General features: G+C 43.7%; 14 protein-coding genes. 2 read left to right on the forward strand and 12 right to left on the reverse strand.

The genetic code is table 11. The features are described from left to right. Window positions 1–35: 35 nt before the first annotated feature. The 4 genes from hcaB to hcaE are packed head-to-tail and all read right to left on the reverse strand — an operon-like array spanning window position 36 to window position 3,062. Window positions 36–851, reverse strand: coding sequence for a 3-phenylpropionate-dihydrodiol/cinnamic acid-dihydrodiol dehydrogenase (gene hcaB, locus FTU46_RS06330; RefSeq protein ID WP_004781818.1), 816 nt, complete (start codon window positions 849–851; stop codon window positions 36–38). Between the two features lie 2 nt (window positions 852–853). Beyond that, window positions 854–1,180: a 3-phenylpropionate/cinnamic acid dioxygenase ferredoxin subunit gene (hcaC, locus tag FTU46_RS06335; protein WP_004781817.1), complete on the reverse strand. Its 327-nt coding sequence runs from the start codon at window positions 1,178–1,180 to the stop codon at window positions 854–856. After that, window positions 1,180–1,698 (reverse strand): 3-phenylpropionate/cinnamic acid dioxygenase subunit beta, encoded by a 519-nt coding sequence (gene hcaF, locus FTU46_RS06340; RefSeq protein WP_004781816.1) that lies wholly within the window; start codon window positions 1,696–1,698, stop codon window positions 1,180–1,182. Before hcaF ends, hcaC begins: the two co-directional genes overlap by 1 nt. Beyond that, window positions 1,695–3,062 (reverse strand): 3-phenylpropionate/cinnamic acid dioxygenase subunit alpha, encoded by a 1,368-nt coding sequence (hcaE, locus tag FTU46_RS06345; RefSeq protein ID WP_004781815.1) that lies wholly within the window; start codon window positions 3,060–3,062, stop codon window positions 1,695–1,697. The genes hcaF and hcaE overlap by 4 nt, the downstream gene beginning before the upstream one ends. Window positions 3,063–3,342: 280 nt before the next feature. Here hcaE and hcaR point away from each other — a divergent pair, with 280 nt between their 5' ends. Beyond that, a complete protein-coding gene (gene hcaR, locus FTU46_RS06350; protein ID WP_159123907.1) occupies window positions 3,343–4,251 on the forward strand; it encodes a DNA-binding transcriptional regulator HcaR in 909 nt (302 codons plus the stop codon). 378 nt (window positions 4,252–4,629) lie between these two features. On the opposite strand, the gene FTU46_RS06355 is transcribed toward hcaR, so the two are convergent. The 8 genes from FTU46_RS06355 to FTU46_RS06390 all read right to left on the reverse strand — a co-directional run bounded on the left by FTU46_RS06355 (window position 4,630) and on the right by FTU46_RS06390 (window position 13,247). Next, window positions 4,630–5,490, reverse strand: coding sequence for an alpha/beta fold hydrolase (locus FTU46_RS06355; protein WP_004781813.1), 861 nt, complete (start codon window positions 5,488–5,490; stop codon window positions 4,630–4,632). A 283-nt stretch (window positions 5,491–5,773) separates the two neighbouring features. Continuing rightward, window positions 5,774–7,048, reverse strand: a complete 1,275-nt coding sequence (locus FTU46_RS06360; RefSeq protein ID WP_180104574.1) for an OprD family outer membrane porin — start codon at window positions 7,046–7,048, stop codon at window positions 5,774–5,776. Window positions 7,049–7,463: 415 nt separating this feature from the next. After that, window positions 7,464–8,483 carry a 4-hydroxy-2-oxovalerate aldolase gene (gene dmpG / locus FTU46_RS06365; protein WP_125279391.1) on the reverse strand — a complete coding sequence of 340 codons (1,020 nt, stop codon included), beginning with the start codon at window positions 8,481–8,483 and terminating at the stop codon, window positions 7,464–7,466. Window positions 8,484–8,494: 11 nt separating this feature from the next. Beyond that, a complete protein-coding gene (locus FTU46_RS06370; protein ID WP_004781810.1) occupies window positions 8,495–9,391 on the reverse strand; it encodes an acetaldehyde dehydrogenase (acetylating) in 897 nt (298 codons plus the stop codon). 22 nt (window positions 9,392–9,413) lie between these two features. After that, entirely contained in the window at window positions 9,414–10,211 is a 798-nt protein-coding gene (locus FTU46_RS06375) for a 2-keto-4-pentenoate hydratase (RefSeq protein ID WP_004781809.1), read from the reverse strand. A 408-nt stretch (window positions 10,212–10,619) separates the two neighbouring features. Beyond that, complete coding sequence (locus tag FTU46_RS06380) at window positions 10,620–11,288, reverse strand: HAD-IA family hydrolase (RefSeq protein WP_180104575.1); 669 nt, start codon at window positions 11,286–11,288, stop codon at window positions 10,620–10,622. 320 nt (window positions 11,289–11,608) lie between these two features. Beyond that, the gene (locus tag FTU46_RS06385) at window positions 11,609–12,577 is read right to left on the reverse strand and encodes an RluA family pseudouridine synthase (protein WP_005232406.1); all 969 of its coding nucleotides are present in this window, start codon (window positions 12,575–12,577) and stop codon (window positions 11,609–11,611) included. Window positions 12,578–13,097: 520 nt separating this feature from the next. Then, window positions 13,098–13,247 carry a hypothetical protein gene (locus FTU46_RS06390; protein ID WP_180018640.1) on the reverse strand — a complete coding sequence of 50 codons (150 nt, stop codon included), beginning with the start codon at window positions 13,245–13,247 and terminating at the stop codon, window positions 13,098–13,100. 99 nt (window positions 13,248–13,346) lie between these two features. Here FTU46_RS06390 and FTU46_RS06395 point away from each other — a divergent pair, with 99 nt between their 5' ends. Next, window positions 13,347–16,781 (forward strand): Rne/Rng family ribonuclease, encoded by a 3,435-nt coding sequence (locus FTU46_RS06395; protein WP_180104576.1) that lies wholly within the window; start codon window positions 13,347–13,349, stop codon window positions 16,779–16,781. Window positions 16,782–16,863: the final 82 nt, after the last annotated feature.

Consider the following 16,863-nt stretch of genomic DNA (forward strand, 5'->3'; position numbering starts at 1 on the left):
ACAGGCTGCCGAAAAGTCCATTTCAGACTAGATTTTTATTCGTCAAAGAAACCGGCACGTGGCTGACGTAAGCCGCGAATACCCAGACCGCATTCTGCATTGATCAGAACGCCAGTCAAAGGACGGTTATTTTGACGAGATGCCAAGAGCACATATGAACCTGTCATATCTTCCGGCTCAGGTAAGAAATTCAGTGGCATGCCACGGGCGATTTTCTCAGGATCACGTGCATCGAGCAGGCCAAGATTTTCCTGACCCAAAGATGCAGCACCTTTGATGTTCACATTCATACCTGATGGCGCAACGGCATTAACTCGGACTTTAGGTGCAAGTTCATAAGCCAGTTCTTTCATAATGCCTACACCGGCATGTTTCGATGCTGTGTAAACCGGACCGCCACCTGCAGAATAAAGTGCAGAATTTGACAGTGTAAAAATGATCGAACCTTCAGATTTCACGAGCTCATCAAGTGCAGCTTTGGCACCCAAGATCAGAGATTTGGTATTAATCCCCATAATCTCATCAAAGGCTTTTTCCAGCTGCTCACCTGAAGTATTGACGATATCTGCATAGTGATCCCAGATACCGGCATTACCCACGAAACAGTCGAGTTTACCGTAACGTTCTACAGTTGCTTTAACAGCGCGGACGTTGTCTTCATAGCTGGCCACATCACCTGCGATTGCCAGCACGCGGTCACCAAAATGTGCATTCAGTGCATCGACTTTAGACTGTGAACGTTGAAGAACGGCCACTTGTGCACCCTCTTCCAGGAAACGTTCTACCAGTGCCCAACCGAGACCTGAACCACCACCAGTGATCAGTGCAACTTCGCCTTGTAGCCAACCCATGATTACTCTCCTGCCATCTCTACGTATAACGCACCATCTTCAAGTACAACTGGGAATGTTTGAATTGGGTCAGTTGCTGGTAAGCAAAGTGCCTGACCTGTTTTCAAACAGAAACGAGCTGCATGAAGTGGACATTCCACTGTACCGTCGTCTTCAAGGTAGCCTTCAGACATAGAAGCATTACCGTGTGAACAGCGGTCGTTCATTGCGAAGAATTCGCCACCGTTGTTGAATACTGCAAGCGCTTCGATACCGTTTACGCCGCAATCCACTTTTAACGCTTCGCCTTCGTCTAATTCGTCAACTTGGCAAACAAAAATCTTATTCATTAGAAGAACACACTCAGGTTATGTGAGTTATAGGTAACTTGGTCAAGCGTGATCTTACGGTTGAAGATCTGGAAGCCCAGGCCGCCTTCAACTTTGCGGATCTTGTCATGACGTTTACCACAGTAAATCGTAACGTCTTTCTCTTTCTGAGTACGGTACAGTAGGTATGTCACGTATACATCGTATTCGCCTTCAACTTCAGTCGGCTCAACAATCACGTTGCTCACCATGTGAGTGGTACGTGATGGAGGCTCTTCAGCCCAAGCCATACCAGTTTCCAGACGTGCAACACGACGTTCCAGAAGATCTTTCGTATCGTTGAATACCCAGGTAGTAGGTGGTTCAACTGAACGACGACGGTCACGCGTTTGAGCGTTTGGTGTAGTACGTAGCGTGTAAGAAATATCTTCAGCTAGCGTGTCTAACCACTCGCGGAATTTCCAGTCATCAAGAAGCTTGGCTTCTTGATACAGGAACTGACTAATTTGGTGATGAAGTTCTAAACTGATTTGACTCATTTCATAAGCTCCTTCTCATATTCGTCAGCCGCAGCTTCAACGTCTTCCCATTTTTCATGAATCAATAAATCTGCCCAACGGCGGTACATACCACGTGCTGCAGTTTCAGAGAAAATATAGTTAGTGATACCCGGGATACCATCTTCACGTACTTTCTCGTTACCTTTACCCATTTCCATAATGAGTTTGTTTTGACGCGCTTTGTAACCACGTAAAACTTTTTGGATTTCGATCCAGTTTTCAGAGTCATCTTGCTCCAGGAAGCCTGCAGGACCGAAGGCACGAGTTGCAGAACGTTCAAATGCTGCTTGTACATCTTCTGGTGCGTCCGCATCACAGATACAGAATGCCCAAACTTCAGTTTTGTTTGGACCACGTGGGTGCCATACACGAAGAGTCGCAGTACCGTTCAACCAAGACAATGTAGGGAACATGGTGTTGTGACCTGCAAGACGCAGCGCACGAGTTTCACCTAGGCGTTCTTTCACTTCTTCGTAAGTTTCGCGGAAGTAGTTTGCTACTTCACCGTCAACCCATACGTTTGCGTCTGGTTTCTCTGTGAAGAAGAAGCCTGAACCGTGACCACGTGAACCGTATTGGATCGCGTCTTTCGCAGTTTCCCAAACTGGACGAGCAGTTTGTGCAGCACCTAATTTCTTAGAAGATTCGTCGTCTGGTTTCGCACCAAGCACCTGAATTGCAGATGCGTGAGAGAACAACGCGTGATATTGGTCAGATGCGAACTGTTCAGCTGCAAATTTCCAGTTACACTCGATTTCCCATTTGTGTACACCACCCACAATCACAGTACCGCCTTCACGACGATCTACAACGCCGTCCAGGTACCAAGCGATATCGCCCATGTATTCTTCTAGATCTGGCGTAGTTTCATCCCAGCATCCGAAAATCAGGCCTTTGTATGATTTAACACGGTTAACTTCTACCAGACCCCATTGCTCTTTACATGCACCATGTGGGTAAGCACGATCTTCAAGCGGGATGTCTTTTAGAGAACCATCAATACCGTATGACCAGCCGTGGTATGGGCAAGTGAACGCACGTGTATTACCACAGTCTGCGAAGCTTACGCGCATAGAACGGTGACGGCATTGGTTTAAGAATGCTTTGATTGAGCCATCTTTTTGGCGTGCCACGATGATTGGATCTTCACCCATGTAGGTATTGAAGAAATCGCCAGCCTTAGGAATTTGGCTTTCATGGCAAAGGAATAACCATGTACGACCGAAGACACGTTCAAGTTCTAATTCGTAAATGTCAGGATCTGTATAGATAGATGGCGTGATACGTCCATTTTGTGCATCGACTAAAGCGTCGATTTCGCGCACATCAATTTTTCCACTCATGAAAAGCTCTCCTGTGACCAGTTATGGCACAAAGTAATAGACTCAACTTTTCAACGATGATGGATTTTAGGGCGGTTTTGGGGAAATATTTTTTTTGTTTCAATTAATAGTTTTAAGCAATTATTCTAGGCGTGTATTTTTATATTAAAACACTAATCAATCCCTCCAAAGCATTTACTTTCTAAATGACAAAATAATCTTCACGACATAGTTGTTTATAGATTATACTCTTCTGAAATTATAGTAAGACATTTTTTGGATTACTCGACGGGCTGATGATATGGAATTACGACACCTCCGCTACTTCATTACTGTGGCTGAAGAACTCAACTTCAGTAAGGCAGCACTCAAACTTTACACGGCTCAGCCATCACTTAGTCAGCAAATCAAAGATTTGGAAGAAGATGTCGGTGTCAAACTGCTACACCGTACCAAGCGTAAAGTCGAACTGACCGAAGAAGGTGCTGTATTCCTTGAACAGGCTCGCCTAACGCTGGCACAAGCCGATAAGGCGATTGCCATGGCCCGTCAAGTCTCACAGGCCAAGCAGCAGATGCTACGCATCGGTTTCGTCCCTGTCGCAGAGATGAAAATCTTCCCGTATATCTTGCCGAATCTGCGCGTGCAAAACCCTGATTTAAAAATTGAATTGCTCAGTCTGAACAATAATGAGCAAATGCGATTATTGAAGAAAGGTGAACTGGATCTAACTTTCACCCGTCACAATTTCCATAGTGATGAAATTGAAAGCCAGTTTGTGATTCGTGAGCCATTGATCTTCATTTTGCCGAAGGATCATCCTTTAGCGAAATACGACCGTATTCCAGTTAAATTACTGAATGGTATAGATTTTATTATTCCATCTGCAGAACAGTCACTCACCCTGCACAATACGATTATGGAATTTGCCAAGACCAATGGCATTGAGCTTAATATTGTGCAAAAGGCCGATAATATTCTGTTTAATATCAACTCGATTGGAATGGGTTTGGGCTGTGCCATTCTGCCAGGCTATATCGCGCCATTGACCATGAACAATACTGTAATCCGCCCGCTGGATGTAGAACTTCCCTTTTTAGATCTTTATGTTAGCTATCGCAAGGATAGTAATTCAGTCGCAGTGAAGAAGTTCCTGGAACTCCTGACTCGCGTATTCTACCTAGACATTAACCGCGACGAACCACATTAATTTTCTATTTTTATAGCAGCACACGTAATTTCCTCTGAGAATACGTGTGCTTTTTTGTTTTTATTTTTTCTGATCAAAATTTCATTTTATATTCATTTTTCCTATGACAGACCACGTCTAGCATGGCTTCCAACATCTCCGACCATGGCTTATTAGGTTTAATTTTTGCTCAAATTAGGCTTCTTTTACAACTTAAGTCTAATAAGAAGTCTAGGGCCCATTTTTAATTTTTGAAATTCTGATTAATAGCTAAAAAGCATTAAAAATGTTTAAAAAACTCACTGAATGAAATGGTGTTCATTTGGCAGCTGTAAATCTAATATTTTAGAAAGAAAAAAAGGATGACCGAAGCCATCCTTTTTTTAAACTGAGTACGACTTATTTTACGCCGTGTACAGCCAGGTAGTTTTTGATCACAGTGTTGAACTCATCTGATTTTTCAACTTGAGACCAGTGACCACATTGACTGAAGATGTGTGCATCAGCATTTGGCACGATGTTCAGGATGTCCCAAGTACGAGAAACCGGAATGACCACATCTTGAGTACCATGAATCAATAATACAGGTACAGTGATGTCTTTCATTTTTTCGAAGTCTAATGGGAATTCGAAACGGTCACGGTCACGTGCGCCTACTACATCCATCAAACGGTTTGATGCATAGTCATTTGCAGCAGAAGCAAAACGTACTTTCACCAGTTCGTCAGTGATCAGGTCTTTGTTCACGACAAACATAGACAGGGTTTTCTTGATGCCTTCTTCAGTTAATACAGGGTTTGCATGTGCTTTTAGTGCAGCAGTCTGTTTTGCACCGCCAGTACCCATAGACACGATACCTAGAACACGTTCAGGATAATCAAGTGCCATCTGGAATGCCAACCAGCCACCCAGAGAGTTACCCACTAACCAGGTTTTTTCGATACCTAATGCATCTAGAGTACGTACAGCATGATCCACCCATGCACGGATACCATAAGCAGTACCTGGTGCAACCACAGTTTGACCATAACCAATGGTATCGATTGCGATACAACGTGCTTGTTCACCAATTGAAGGCAGGTTTAACCACCAGTTTGCAGCAGCAGACACACCCGTACCTGAACCGTGCAGGAACAGAATAGGCGTACCTTCACCAATTTCATGGTAGTGAGTCAACTCACCTTCTGCAGTTTCAATCCATTTGTCTTCTAAGCCGAAGAAAGGATCTGTTTTATAATCAGGGATTTGAACAGTGCTCATCATGATTCCTCTTACAGTTTCTTGCTTGCGTGTTCCTCGATGACGAGAACTCGACGTCAAGTTGACTCATTAAAAATGATCTTTTTACCGTCTTATATTAACCGCTCTACTGTCTTCAACTGATATAAAATTACGATTGCATACTACAAAAAATATATTATTTAAGTATTTGTTTTAATTAATTATTTTAAATTTAAAACCCTGTTTAATTTAAGGCTTTGATTAAGTTCTTAACTCAAAAAAAAGCAGTCAGAATACTGACTGCCCTTAAAATGCGCTTAACTTAGAATTTATGGGTATAAGTCGTCGCTACGCGGTATTCTTGAAGATCTGGTTTAGTAGGATTAGCAAAATTCACATCGATATACATCGCTTGAATGCCTAATCCTTTTAACTTACCCTCTGGAACAGTGTAATTCGCAATCAGATTTAACTCATCAGTATTAAAGTTTTGATCACCTGATTGAGCATCATAACCTTTGAAATAAACTGCAGTCGCATTTAAGCCTTTGGCACCCATTTCAGAGAAGTCATAGCCATAAGAAATATTCCATGACTTTTCTTCTGGTGCAGTAAAGGTTGCAACGCCCCAGTTCACCAGATAAGGCTGCGGCACCCAGCCGCCGAGTGATGGAAATGCAGTATCACCAAACATTTGCTGATAACCCAGACCTACGGTATGCGCACCATGATTAAGTTTTGCCCCTACTGACAATGCCTGATTATCAATATCACCATACAGTTTGTCACCTGAATCTGAGTTATCAAAATAACGCACATGGCTATCTAATTTGGTTTTTTCGCCTAGCGCAGTTTTGTAATTCACACCCAAGTAATGCTGTTGGTAGATGTCTTGAACATCTGCATACCAGTAGCTACCACCAATTTCAGGCGTGAACTGGTGATCTACACCGGCAATCCACATACCATCAGATTCAGGACCTAAGTCATAATGACCTTGTGTACCATCAGGTAAAGTTCTACCTGGAGAAAATAAAGCTAAATCACGGAACTGATTGTCGTAACGATTATTAATTTTATCAATATAAGCCAAAGTCAGTTTGGTATCTTTAATCTCTTTAGATTCTAACCATGCACCGCTATAAGTAGTGATGAGCTGACGAGATGGATCAAATACTAGCACTGGAGATACAGGCAATAACTCACCCACTTTCAGCTCAGTCTCAGAAACTTTAGCTTTTAAGGTTGCGCCAACTTTACCAAAATGATCTTTAGATTCTTTACCATCGTGAGGCAACACCCAATCCGGATTTTGATCACGGCCTTTGAGTTTAACTGCATGTTGAACCAGAACATCTGCACCAACCTGCACCCCACCACCAATATCGTGATAGCCTGACTTCGCATCCAAAGTCACACCTTGTGACCAAGAACCCCAATTACGTGAAGAAAAATCATCTTGATACTGACGATCTAGATAAAAGTTTTTAAATTTAAGCTGGACATTACTATCGTCAATAAAATCTGCATTCGCTGCAGTTGTTCCTAAACTTGCTGTTGCAGCAAGCATTGCTATCCATAAGTTTTGACGACGCATGGCTTATTCCTAGTAATCAAATTAAGCTATGCCGCTATCATGCTCAACTCTAGTTTTTTTAAAAATCCGACTACAGTATTAAAATTTTTCTATTAATCTCTATAGATAGAATAAGTATGCTGAAATTTGAAAAAGACTTATATTTATAAACAATTAACTAAAATAAAAAATTAACCAGATAATCAATATAAATCCATGTTTTCTATTATATAAACAGCTATTATTTTTTTATTATTTAAAAATAACTTTTTATTTATCGTTTTTATGTTTAAGGAAATGTGCGTGATTATTTTCTTAAAATAAATAGTAATAATTAAAATATCTTATTCTATCGTTTTAATATCTTATTCATTTTATTCAAATAAATAAAAAAGCGCCCTTTCGGACGCTTTTTTTAAAATTTAGCTTTTAACTATTAAGCTTGAAGCTCTTTCGCTTTAGACATAGTCAATGCCAAATCTTCAATCATATCTTCCTGACCACCAACGGTGCCACGACGACCAAGCTCAAGCAGAATTTCACGAGCAGATACGCCATATTTTGCTTCAGCACGTTTAGCGAACAATAGGAATGAAGAGTAAACACCTGCATAACCCAGAGTTGCAGCATCACGGTCAGCACGGATCTGATGAGTCATCATTGGAATGATCAGATCTTCTGCAACGTCTTGTACTTTAAACAGGTCAACACCAGTTTCCATTTGCATACGGTTTGCAACCGCAACAAACAGTTCAAGTGGAGTATTACCTGCACCAGCACCCAGACCGGCAGATGCCAAGTCAACACGTGTTGCACCCGCTTGTACAGCAGAAACAGAGTTAGCTACGCCCATACCTAAGTTGTGGTGACCATGGAAACCGATTTCGATATCTGAACCCAAGTTAGCACGTAAGATACCTACACGGTCAGTCACGTCTTGCGGAAGCATATAACCAGCAGAGTCAGTCACATAGATACAGTTAGCACCGTATGACACCATTTTTTGTGCTTCTTCAAGTAATTTTTCAGGTGTTGCCATGTGAGCCATCATCAGGAAGCCCACAGTGTCCATACCCAGTTTACGCGCAGCAGTAATATGCTGTTCAGAAACGTCTGCTTCAGTAGAGTGAGTCGCTACACGAATAGTTGCTACACCTACATCATGTGCCATTTTCAGGTGATCAACCGTACCGATACCAGGAAGTAAAAGTGCAGATACTTTCGCTTGTTTCAGGTTTGGAATCACCGCTTTCAGGTATTCTTCATCAGTTGCAGCTGCGAAACCGTAGTTCACAGAGTTACCGCCAAGGCCGTCACCGTGTGTTACTTCAATCAGCGGTACACCTGCATCATCCAGAGCAGTTGCAATCGCAACCATTTGCTCAGGTGTAGTTTGATGGCGCATGGGATGCATACCATCACGTAAAGTCATATCATTAATAATAATCTTAGACATGAAGGTGCTCCTTAAGCTTCAACTGCATTTAAAACACGTTCTGCAAACATCTCTGCGGTACGTGCAGCTGCTGCAGTCATAATGTCGAGGTTACCTGCATATTTCGGCAGGAAGTCACCCAGACCTTCAACTTCAAGGAAGATCGATACGCGGTTGCCATCAAATACTGGACCATTCACCAGTTTGTAACCTGGTACGTATTTTTGAACCTCGAGGATCATCGCATGTACAGATTCAGTGATCGCTGCCTGATCTGGCTCACCTTCTACTAGACAGTGAACAGTATCACGCATCATCAGTGGTGGCTCAGCCGGGTTAATGATGATGATCGCTTTACCTTGTTTCGCACCACCGACTTTCTCAATTGCACCAGCAGTCGTACGCGTGAATTCGTCGATGTTTTTACGTGTACCAGGACCAACTGATTTAGTAGATACAGTCGCAATGATTTCGCCATAGTTCACAGGCTGAACGCGAGAAATCGCTGCAACCATAGGAATCGTTGCCTGACCGCCACAAGTTACCATATTGACGTTTGGCACTTCACCTTGTTCAAGCAATGCTTCAAGGTTGACAGGTGGTACGCAGTAAGGACCAATTGCAGCTGGTGTTAAGTCAATCATTAACACGCCAAGCTCGTTCAGCTTACGGCTGTTTTCAGCATGTACATAAGCAGAAGTTGCATCGAAGGCGATTTTGATGTCATCTTCAACTACGTGAGGCAGCAAACCGTCTACGCCTTCAGCAGTGGTTTTTAAACCCATTTTTGCTGCACGTGCTAGACCTTCAGAAGTTGGGTCAATCCCCACCATCCATACTGGTTCTAACCATTCGCTGCGTTGCAGTTTATAAAGCAAATCAGTACCAATATTACCTGGACCGATCAATGCACATTTAATCTTTTTCATGAATGTACTCTCTTGTATTCCCTTATTCAGCAGCAAAAGCAGCTGTTACTGAACCAAAGCCTTCAATTTCAACTTTGAATTCGTCGCCAGGCTGAGCTACAACCATTGGACCCAAAGCACCAGTCAAAATAATGTCGCCTTTTAGCAATGGACGGCCACGGCGTACCATTTCATCTGCCAGCCACACAGCAGCATTTAACGGGTTTGCCAGACATGCTTTACCCACGCCTTGAGAAACCACTTCGTCGCCACGTGTCATGACCATCTTGCAGTTCACAAGATCAAGGTTTTCCAGTTTGACAGGCTTAGAGCCCAGAACGAATGCAGCAGAAGATGCGTTATCAGCTACGGTATCAATCAGGCTGATTTTCCAGTTTTCGATACGGCTATCGACCACTTCTACAGCAGGAAGTGCATAGTCAGTTGCACTAATGATGTCTGCATACGTATGTTTTGCTTTAGTCAGATCTTCTTTGATGACCAATGCGATTTCAGCTTCAACTTTCGGTTGAATCAGCAAACCTGCAGGGATTGCTTCACCATCGCCATAGGCCATGTCGGCAAACAACATACCGAAGTCAGGCTGATCTACGCCAAGCTGTGCTTGAACCACTTTCGATGTCAAACCAATTTTACGACCTACCAGACGGCGACCTTCCGCCAGAGCACGCTCGGTATTTACTTCCTGAACGGCATAGGCAATATCTACGTCAGCACTTTCACCACCAAGTTCCGGGCGAATCGGTGCGATCGCAGTTTTTGAGAGTTCAGCAGTACGTAATGCTTGTGCAACTGATTCAACAACAGCAGAATTCGACATCAATGTTTCCTTAAACTGCAAAAATGAGGCTTATGCCGAGAACTAAGACAGGCAAAATGTTCTGACCTGATCATTTCGATCATTCCAATAAACAATTGCGCCTAGTACGGGCATATGAATAAACAGTTTTAGGATGGGAAAAATATGACGTGAATGCCAATAGTTATTTTATTTTTTGCAATAGCTATTATCTATAAATTAAATTTATAAAAATCAATTAAAAACATAGCTTTATAATTATGAATTAAGTTGTATCCAACTAAATAACTCAACAATCATGACAGAACAAAACCACTGTAATCACAACTTTAGACTAAAAGATAAGACCAGTTGTTCAAATCTACCGCATTGATCCGCATCTTCTATTTCAGAAAATGCCGGATCTTGAAGAATGACTAAGATACTGAATTAAATCGCTTCCTTCCATTGGACTTTAGCCAATAAAAAGTCATGCAAACTGCTGACATCCTTTACAATCGACAGTGGATTAAACTGTGCCAAAGTTTCCGGTGTATGTACGCCATAAGTCACACCTACACTTGGCATGGCAATGTTCATCGCCATTTCCAGATCATAAGAAGTGTCACCGACCATAATCGCTTCATGCGCATTGACACCAGTTTCAGCCAGAATTTCAGCCAGCATTAAAGGATCCGGCTTCGAGCGGGTTTCACTTGCTGCACGAGTAGCATGGAATAGTTCCAGACTATTCGTTTGTTTTAGTACCCGGTCTAAACCTTTACGACTTTTACCTGTCGCCACTGCCAGTTTGATGCCTTCATCCTTTAATGCATAGAGCATTTCAGATATGCCTTCAAACCACGCATCTTCAACAGAGTTCGCCACATAATGATCTGAATAGGCCTGCAAAATATCCGCATGTAATTCTGGCACAGTTGGGAATAGTCGCTGTGCGACTTCTGGCAAACCCAGCCCGATAATGCCCTTCGCATCTGCATCAGTTAAAGGTTGCTGAAACTGTTGCGCAGCAAACTGTAAACTCGACACGATCTGACCCACTGAATCAAATAAAGTGCCATCCCAATCAAAAATGACCAGTTTTACAGGTGAATTCATATAAGGTTCCTAGTATTTGATTCAGTGTCTTTAAGCCCTCTCCTTCTAGGAGAGGGTTTGGGAGAGGTGAGTTAAATTAATTCCCCACCACAATTAACATCAGTGAGCAGCTGTTTTCGTATAGGTATTATCTACTTTTCAAGGATGAAAAGTAGCAAAAATCCTTTGTTACTCTGATGGCACGTCCCTGTACCACAGAGTAACAGCGACATCCATGTCGCCCTTCATTGATTTAGAAATTGTCTTGAATCATCTCTAATAAAGAGGGAAATTTCTCCCACTCAAGTAAAGCAAGATAAGACTCATTAAAAAGCTAAAAATTACTCGTCATCTTCCGCAGGTGTTACCACCTTATCCGCCTTTTGTGCACGAAGCTGTGCCACCAAGCTCTGCATATCTTCAGGTAACGGTGCTTCAATCGTCGGATAGCCTGGAATTTCCAGACGCATCGCATGCAGACATAAGCGGCGTGGTTTTGGTCCACGATATTCAGTTTCATGTCCGTATTTTTCATCACCTACCAGCGGATGACCAATGCTGAGACCATGTACACGAATCTGATGGGTACGACCAGACAATGGAGAAGCATACACCAGTGTCGCATGCATAAAACGCTCTGCCACATTCCACTGGGTTTTAGACTCTTTGCCTTCTTTAGAGACACGGACACGGCGCTCACCATTAGAAAGTTCATAACGATGCAAAGGTGCATCAATGAGTTGCTTATCTAGCGTTACCTGCCCTTTCACGACAGCGGCATAAGTTTTTTTAATCTTATGTTCACGTAATAAATCTTGTAGCGTTTTTAAGGTACTGCGCTTTTTCGAGATCATCACCAGACCCGATGTGTCACGGTCAATACGGTGAATCAATTCCAGGTATTTTTTACCTGTTGCAGCACGTAGGCCTTCAATCAGGCCATACGCCACACCGCTACCGCCATGCACAGCAATACCCGATGGTTTATTGACAACCATCAAGCCTTCATCTTCATATACCACACGTGACAGAAGACCTTGAGCCACCTTGTCCGAAATCGGCGCTTCTGATTCATCTTTTTGTTCATAACGAATAGGTGCCACACGAATCTGGTCGCCAATCGCCAGTTTGGTTTCGGCCTTAATGCGTTTTTTATTGACGCGAACCTGTCCTTCACGAATCAGACGATAAATCCGACTTTTAGGCACCCCTTTCAGACGACTGAACAAGAAATTATCGATTCGCTGTCCATCTTGATGTTCATCCACTTCAAACCAAGTGACGCTTTGCCATTGTTGTGTAGAATTCATACAGTTACTATGACCCAAAAATTACTAAAATTGATTAAAAACTGATCACTTAGGTTATGCTTTACACAAGAAACATAAGCTTAGCCCATAGGCAGATGATGCAAGGTTTGATATAGTCAGCGCACGGAAACCATCGTTTGTGAGTAAAAGTTGAAGCATTTCAGATTTCTCTGAACTTGATTATTCAATTAAAGACTCACATGATACGGGAAGGTCCCAAAAGAATTATGCCGACGCCGAAGGCTTATTATATCGGCAAACAAAGCAAACTGTTGCGTTTAATTGTACCTCAGGTACATAAATCAGTTTGTCTGAAAAAATATGTCGCCAACCTAGTTGGTTTTTAAACGTAAACTGATACACATCAGATTAGTCGCACCCTGAAGACGACTTCAGGCTACAGCGTTTGATGCATTGGATCTGCACAGTTTGTAAAGATACGACGACAATTCCGTATCAAGACACTTTCTATAAAGAAGGGATGATCTTCGAGCAATGTGACAGTGAAAGTTACTCACATCTAATGCACCGCTTGTCCGCCAGTGAAACGTTCAGGTGACTTTAATCGTTTAAAGATTGAAGCCGTATTGCCATCATCAATACGTGAATCAAAATACCGAAGCTGATCTATATTCAAGTAGACGCCGGGAATAAAAGACTCAGACCACAATGAAACTCATTGGAGATCTGGGCCATTGATCCGTGATGTGTGATGTTCGCTACGTGAATAGCGATTTTTTGCTGTGTATCACTATAAGGTGTTACACCCATGAAACGTATGTTGATTAATGCAACACATGCCGAAGAAATTCGCGTTGCACTTGTCACTGGTCAGCGTCTTTACGATTTCGATTTAGAGAATCGTACCCGTGAACAAAAAAAATCTAATATCTATAAAGGTCACGTGACTCGCGTTGAACCTTCTTTAGAAGCTGTATTCGTTGAATACGGCGCAGGTCGCCAAGGCTTCCTGTCTATGCGTGAAATCGCAAACTCTTATTACAAAGCCGATCCTCGCCAAACTTCAAATATCCGTGAACTGATTACTGAAGGTACTGAACTTCTGGTTCAGGTGGAAAAAGAAGAGCGCGGCAATAAAGGCGCTGCTCTCTCAACTTTCATCTCTTTAGCTGGTCGTTATCTGGTTCTGATGCCAAACAACCCGAAAGGTGGCGGTATCAGCCGTCAGATTTCTGGTTCAGTACGTGAAGAACTGAAAGAAATGCTGGCCTCTTTAAATGTGCCACGTGGTATGAGCGTCATTGTTCGTACAGCAGGCATTGGCCGTTCTCAAGAAGAATTACAGCTTGATCTGCAACATTTGCTAGACCTTTGGGCACAAATTCAAAGCACTGCAAATTCAGGTCCATCACCTATGCTGGTCCATCAGGAAGCAGGTGTGGTAACTCGTGCCATCCGTGATTACCTGCGTGATGATGTAGCAGAAATCCTGATTGACTCTGAGCAAGCCTATAACGAAGCTTATAACTTCGTTAAAGCAGTAATGCCGCTTCAGTTAGACAAACTGAAAACTTATACATTGAATGAGCCTTTGTTTGCGCATTTCGGTATCGAAAGCCAGATCCAAACTGCTTATGAACGTGAAGTAAAACTGCCTTCAGGCGGTTCGATCGTGATCGATCAAACTGAAGCTTTAGTTTCAATCGACATTAACTCGGCAAAATCAACTCGCGGTCAGGACGTTGAAGATACAGCGTTAAATACCAACCTTGAAGCCGCTGAAGAAATTGCTCGCCAATTACGTTTACGTGATATCGGTGGCTTAGTTGTCATCGACTTCATCGACATGACCAAAGACCGCAACCAGCGTATGGTAGAAGCGAAACTGCGTGAAGCAACTCAAAGCGACCGCGCACGTATCCAGTTCGGCCAACTGTCTCGTTTCGGCCTGATGGAAATGAGCCGTCAACGTCTGCGTCCATCGCTTGAAGAAGCAACTGGTTATGTCTGCCCACGCTGTCATGGTACCGGTATGGTACGTGACCTGCGTTCTCTATCACTTTCAATTATGCGTAAAGTGGAAGAAATCGCACTACGTGAACGTCATGGTGAAGTTCAGGTTGAAGTACCGGTAGAAATTGCGGCGTTCATGCTCAATGAAAAACGTCACAGCCTGGTATATCTGGAACAAACTTCAAATACACGTGTGACTGTACTTCCACATCCACACTTGGAAACACCTCACTACGAAATTTCGTATAATCCTGAAGGTTTCGCACCGACAAGTTACGAGCGTACTGAAGCAACCCGTTCAAGCGAAAAAGAACTGGGCTATGAGTCTTCTGAGTGGCATTTAGAAGAAGAACATACGCATACCGCTGCACCAGCACCTGCTCAGCAGCAAAACAACGGCAAAAACAATAAACGCCGCAATAACCAGAATCAGCAAAACGTACAGCAAGCACCTGCTGCACAACAGGCACCTGCTCAAGTTGCCGCACCTGCTGCCAGCCCATGTGCATGGTTAGAAAACCTGTTTGTACAAAAACAGGCAACTACTGTTGATCAATCTCGCACAGCGAACAATGCTGCTGCTGCTATTGAACAGATGGTGAATGGCGGTGCAGTGAGCCGTGGCCAGTTCGGCCAGGTTGCTCCTGTAACACCAGCAGTATCCGCACAGCCAACAGCTGTTGCAGCACCAGCAACTACCGGCAATGCTTATCTGGCGCCATCGACTGTAGTCCATAAACCAGAGCGTGATCAGTCTGAAAAAGCTGAACGTGAAGAGAAATCACAGCGTCATAACAAGAAAGCACGTAGCAACAAGCACAAAGAGCCACGTGAACAGGCGCAGTCTGATAATGCATCACAACATCAGGTGCATGAAGAAGTGGTTCAGGTTTCTCGTCAGGAACAACGTCAGGAAGCGCGTGAAAACAAACGCAACTCTCGCCGTCAGCACCACAATGAGTCTGCACAGCAAAGCGATACTCACGGCAATGAGCAACAGCAAAACGTGCCACGTCGTGACCGTCGCAACCAGCAACGTCCAGAACGTCCAAATCGCCACCGCGATCCAAGTGTTCTAAATGAACAAGCTGCACCTCAAGCACCTGCTGCCGTTGAAGCGCCAGCAGTCAATGAAAAGCAAGTTCGTGTGGAACTGGTCGATGCTCCTCGTAAAGAAGTGATGCCAACAGCAATGGTGGTAAATATTGACGAGGCGAAAAGCGAAATTGTGGCATTGAATGACACTGCTCCAGTCGCAAAACCTGCTGTTGAAGTGACTGCCCCTGCCGATGCTCCTGTAGAAGCACCAGCTGCGGAAGAGTTCCTGGCTGAAGTGACTGCATCTGCTCCTGCAGAGAAAACGCCTGAAGCTCAGTCATCATCAAAACAGCGTGCCAGCAATGACCCACGTCAACGTCGCCGCGACCGTCGTGCTGCACAAGGCCAACAGGCGAAAACTCAGCAATTGACACCATCACAGGTGCCAACACTTGGCCAATACACTATTGGTAGCCTGATTCGCCATGTTTATGGTGAAGACTGTTCAGTCCTGATTGAACAGTTCGGTCTGTTACCAACATTTAACCGTGCATTGCAAAAGTTCACGCAGGAATATAATGCGACTTTAGCAACGGTTTCGACCGCGGCCACAGAGAAAAAACCTGTAACTCGCGATGTAGAAGTCAGCAAAGCGCAACCTGAAGCAGAACCTGCACCTGTGCTGGATTTAACTCCGCCTGCACCGGTTTCAGAGAAACGTGTGGCGAATGATCCACGTGAGCGTCGCCGTCTTGCTAAACTGGCTGCCGAGCAAGCGTTACAGCAGGCAAAACAGCAAGCACAAGCTGAAGCAGAATCTACTGCGGTTGAACCTGTTCCAGAAGCAACGGCTCCAGCAGAAGAAGCGAAAGCTGAAAGTGCTGAAGCTGCACCTGCTGAAGCTCCGGTAGCTGCAGTAGAAAGTGCTGATACAACTGAAGCGACTCAAACTCCTGAGCCAGCTGCTGAAGCATCTGTAGAAACTGCGAAAGCTGAACAAGCTCCCGCTGAAGAAGTCACTGAAACGACTACAGTTGAAGTAACTCCAGCAGAAAACGAAGCTACGCCTACCGAAACTCCGGAAGCCGATAAAGCTGAAGAAACTGTAGCAAAAGCTGAAAAACCGGCTACCCGCCCACGTCGCCCACGTGGCCGTCCACCGAAAAAAACCAATACTGCAACTGAGTCATAATTCGCCCAATTGCAGTTAACTAAAAAAACCTAGTCATTTCGGTGGCTAGGTTTTTTTTGCTAGATTTTGTCAGAATAGGTTG

Origin of the sequence: Acinetobacter sp. YH12108, from assembly GCF_013419055.1 — a bacterium.
In the GTDB taxonomy this organism is placed as follows: Bacteria; Pseudomonadota; Gammaproteobacteria; order Pseudomonadales; family Moraxellaceae; genus Acinetobacter.

Excerpts from the sequence above, each read along its gene's own strand:
- FTU46_RS06370 (WP_004781810.1), bottom strand. The coding sequence starts at position 9,391 with ATGAAAAAGATTAAATGTGCATTGATCGGTCCAGGTAATATTGGTACT.
- FTU46_RS06380 (WP_180104575.1), bottom strand. The coding sequence starts at position 11,288 with ATGAATTCACCTGTAAAACTGGTCATTTTTGATTGGGATGGCACTTTA.
- hcaB (WP_004781818.1), bottom strand. The coding sequence starts at position 851 with ATGGGTTGGCTACAAGGCGAAGTTGCACTGATCACTGGTGGTGGTTCA.
- hcaR (WP_159123907.1), top strand. The coding sequence starts at position 3,343 with ATGGAATTACGACACCTCCGCTACTTCATTACTGTGGCTGAAGAACTC.
- hcaF (WP_004781816.1), bottom strand. The coding sequence starts at position 1,698 with ATGAGTCAAATCAGTTTAGAACTTCATCACCAAATTAGTCAGTTCCTG.
- FTU46_RS06360 (WP_180104574.1), bottom strand. The coding sequence starts at position 7,048 with ATGCGTCGTCAAAACTTATGGATAGCAATGCTTGCTGCAACAGCAAGT.
- hcaE (WP_004781815.1), bottom strand. The coding sequence starts at position 3,062 with ATGAGTGGAAAAATTGATGTGCGCGAAATCGACGCTTTAGTCGATGCA.
- FTU46_RS06355 (WP_004781813.1), bottom strand. The coding sequence starts at position 5,490 with ATGAGCACTGTTCAAATCCCTGATTATAAAACAGATCCTTTCTTCGGC.
- FTU46_RS06385 (WP_005232406.1), bottom strand. The coding sequence starts at position 12,577 with ATGAATTCTACACAACAATGGCAAAGCGTCACTTGGTTTGAAGTGGAT.
- hcaC (WP_004781817.1), bottom strand. The coding sequence starts at position 1,180 with ATGAATAAGATTTTTGTTTGCCAAGTTGACGAATTAGACGAAGGCGAA.
- dmpG (WP_125279391.1), bottom strand. The coding sequence starts at position 8,483 with ATGTCTAAGATTATTATTAATGATATGACTTTACGTGATGGTATGCAT.
- FTU46_RS06395 (WP_180104576.1), top strand. The coding sequence starts at position 13,347 with ATGAAACGTATGTTGATTAATGCAACACATGCCGAAGAAATTCGCGTT.
- FTU46_RS06375 (WP_004781809.1), bottom strand. The coding sequence starts at position 10,211 with ATGTCGAATTCTGCTGTTGTTGAATCAGTTGCACAAGCATTACGTACT.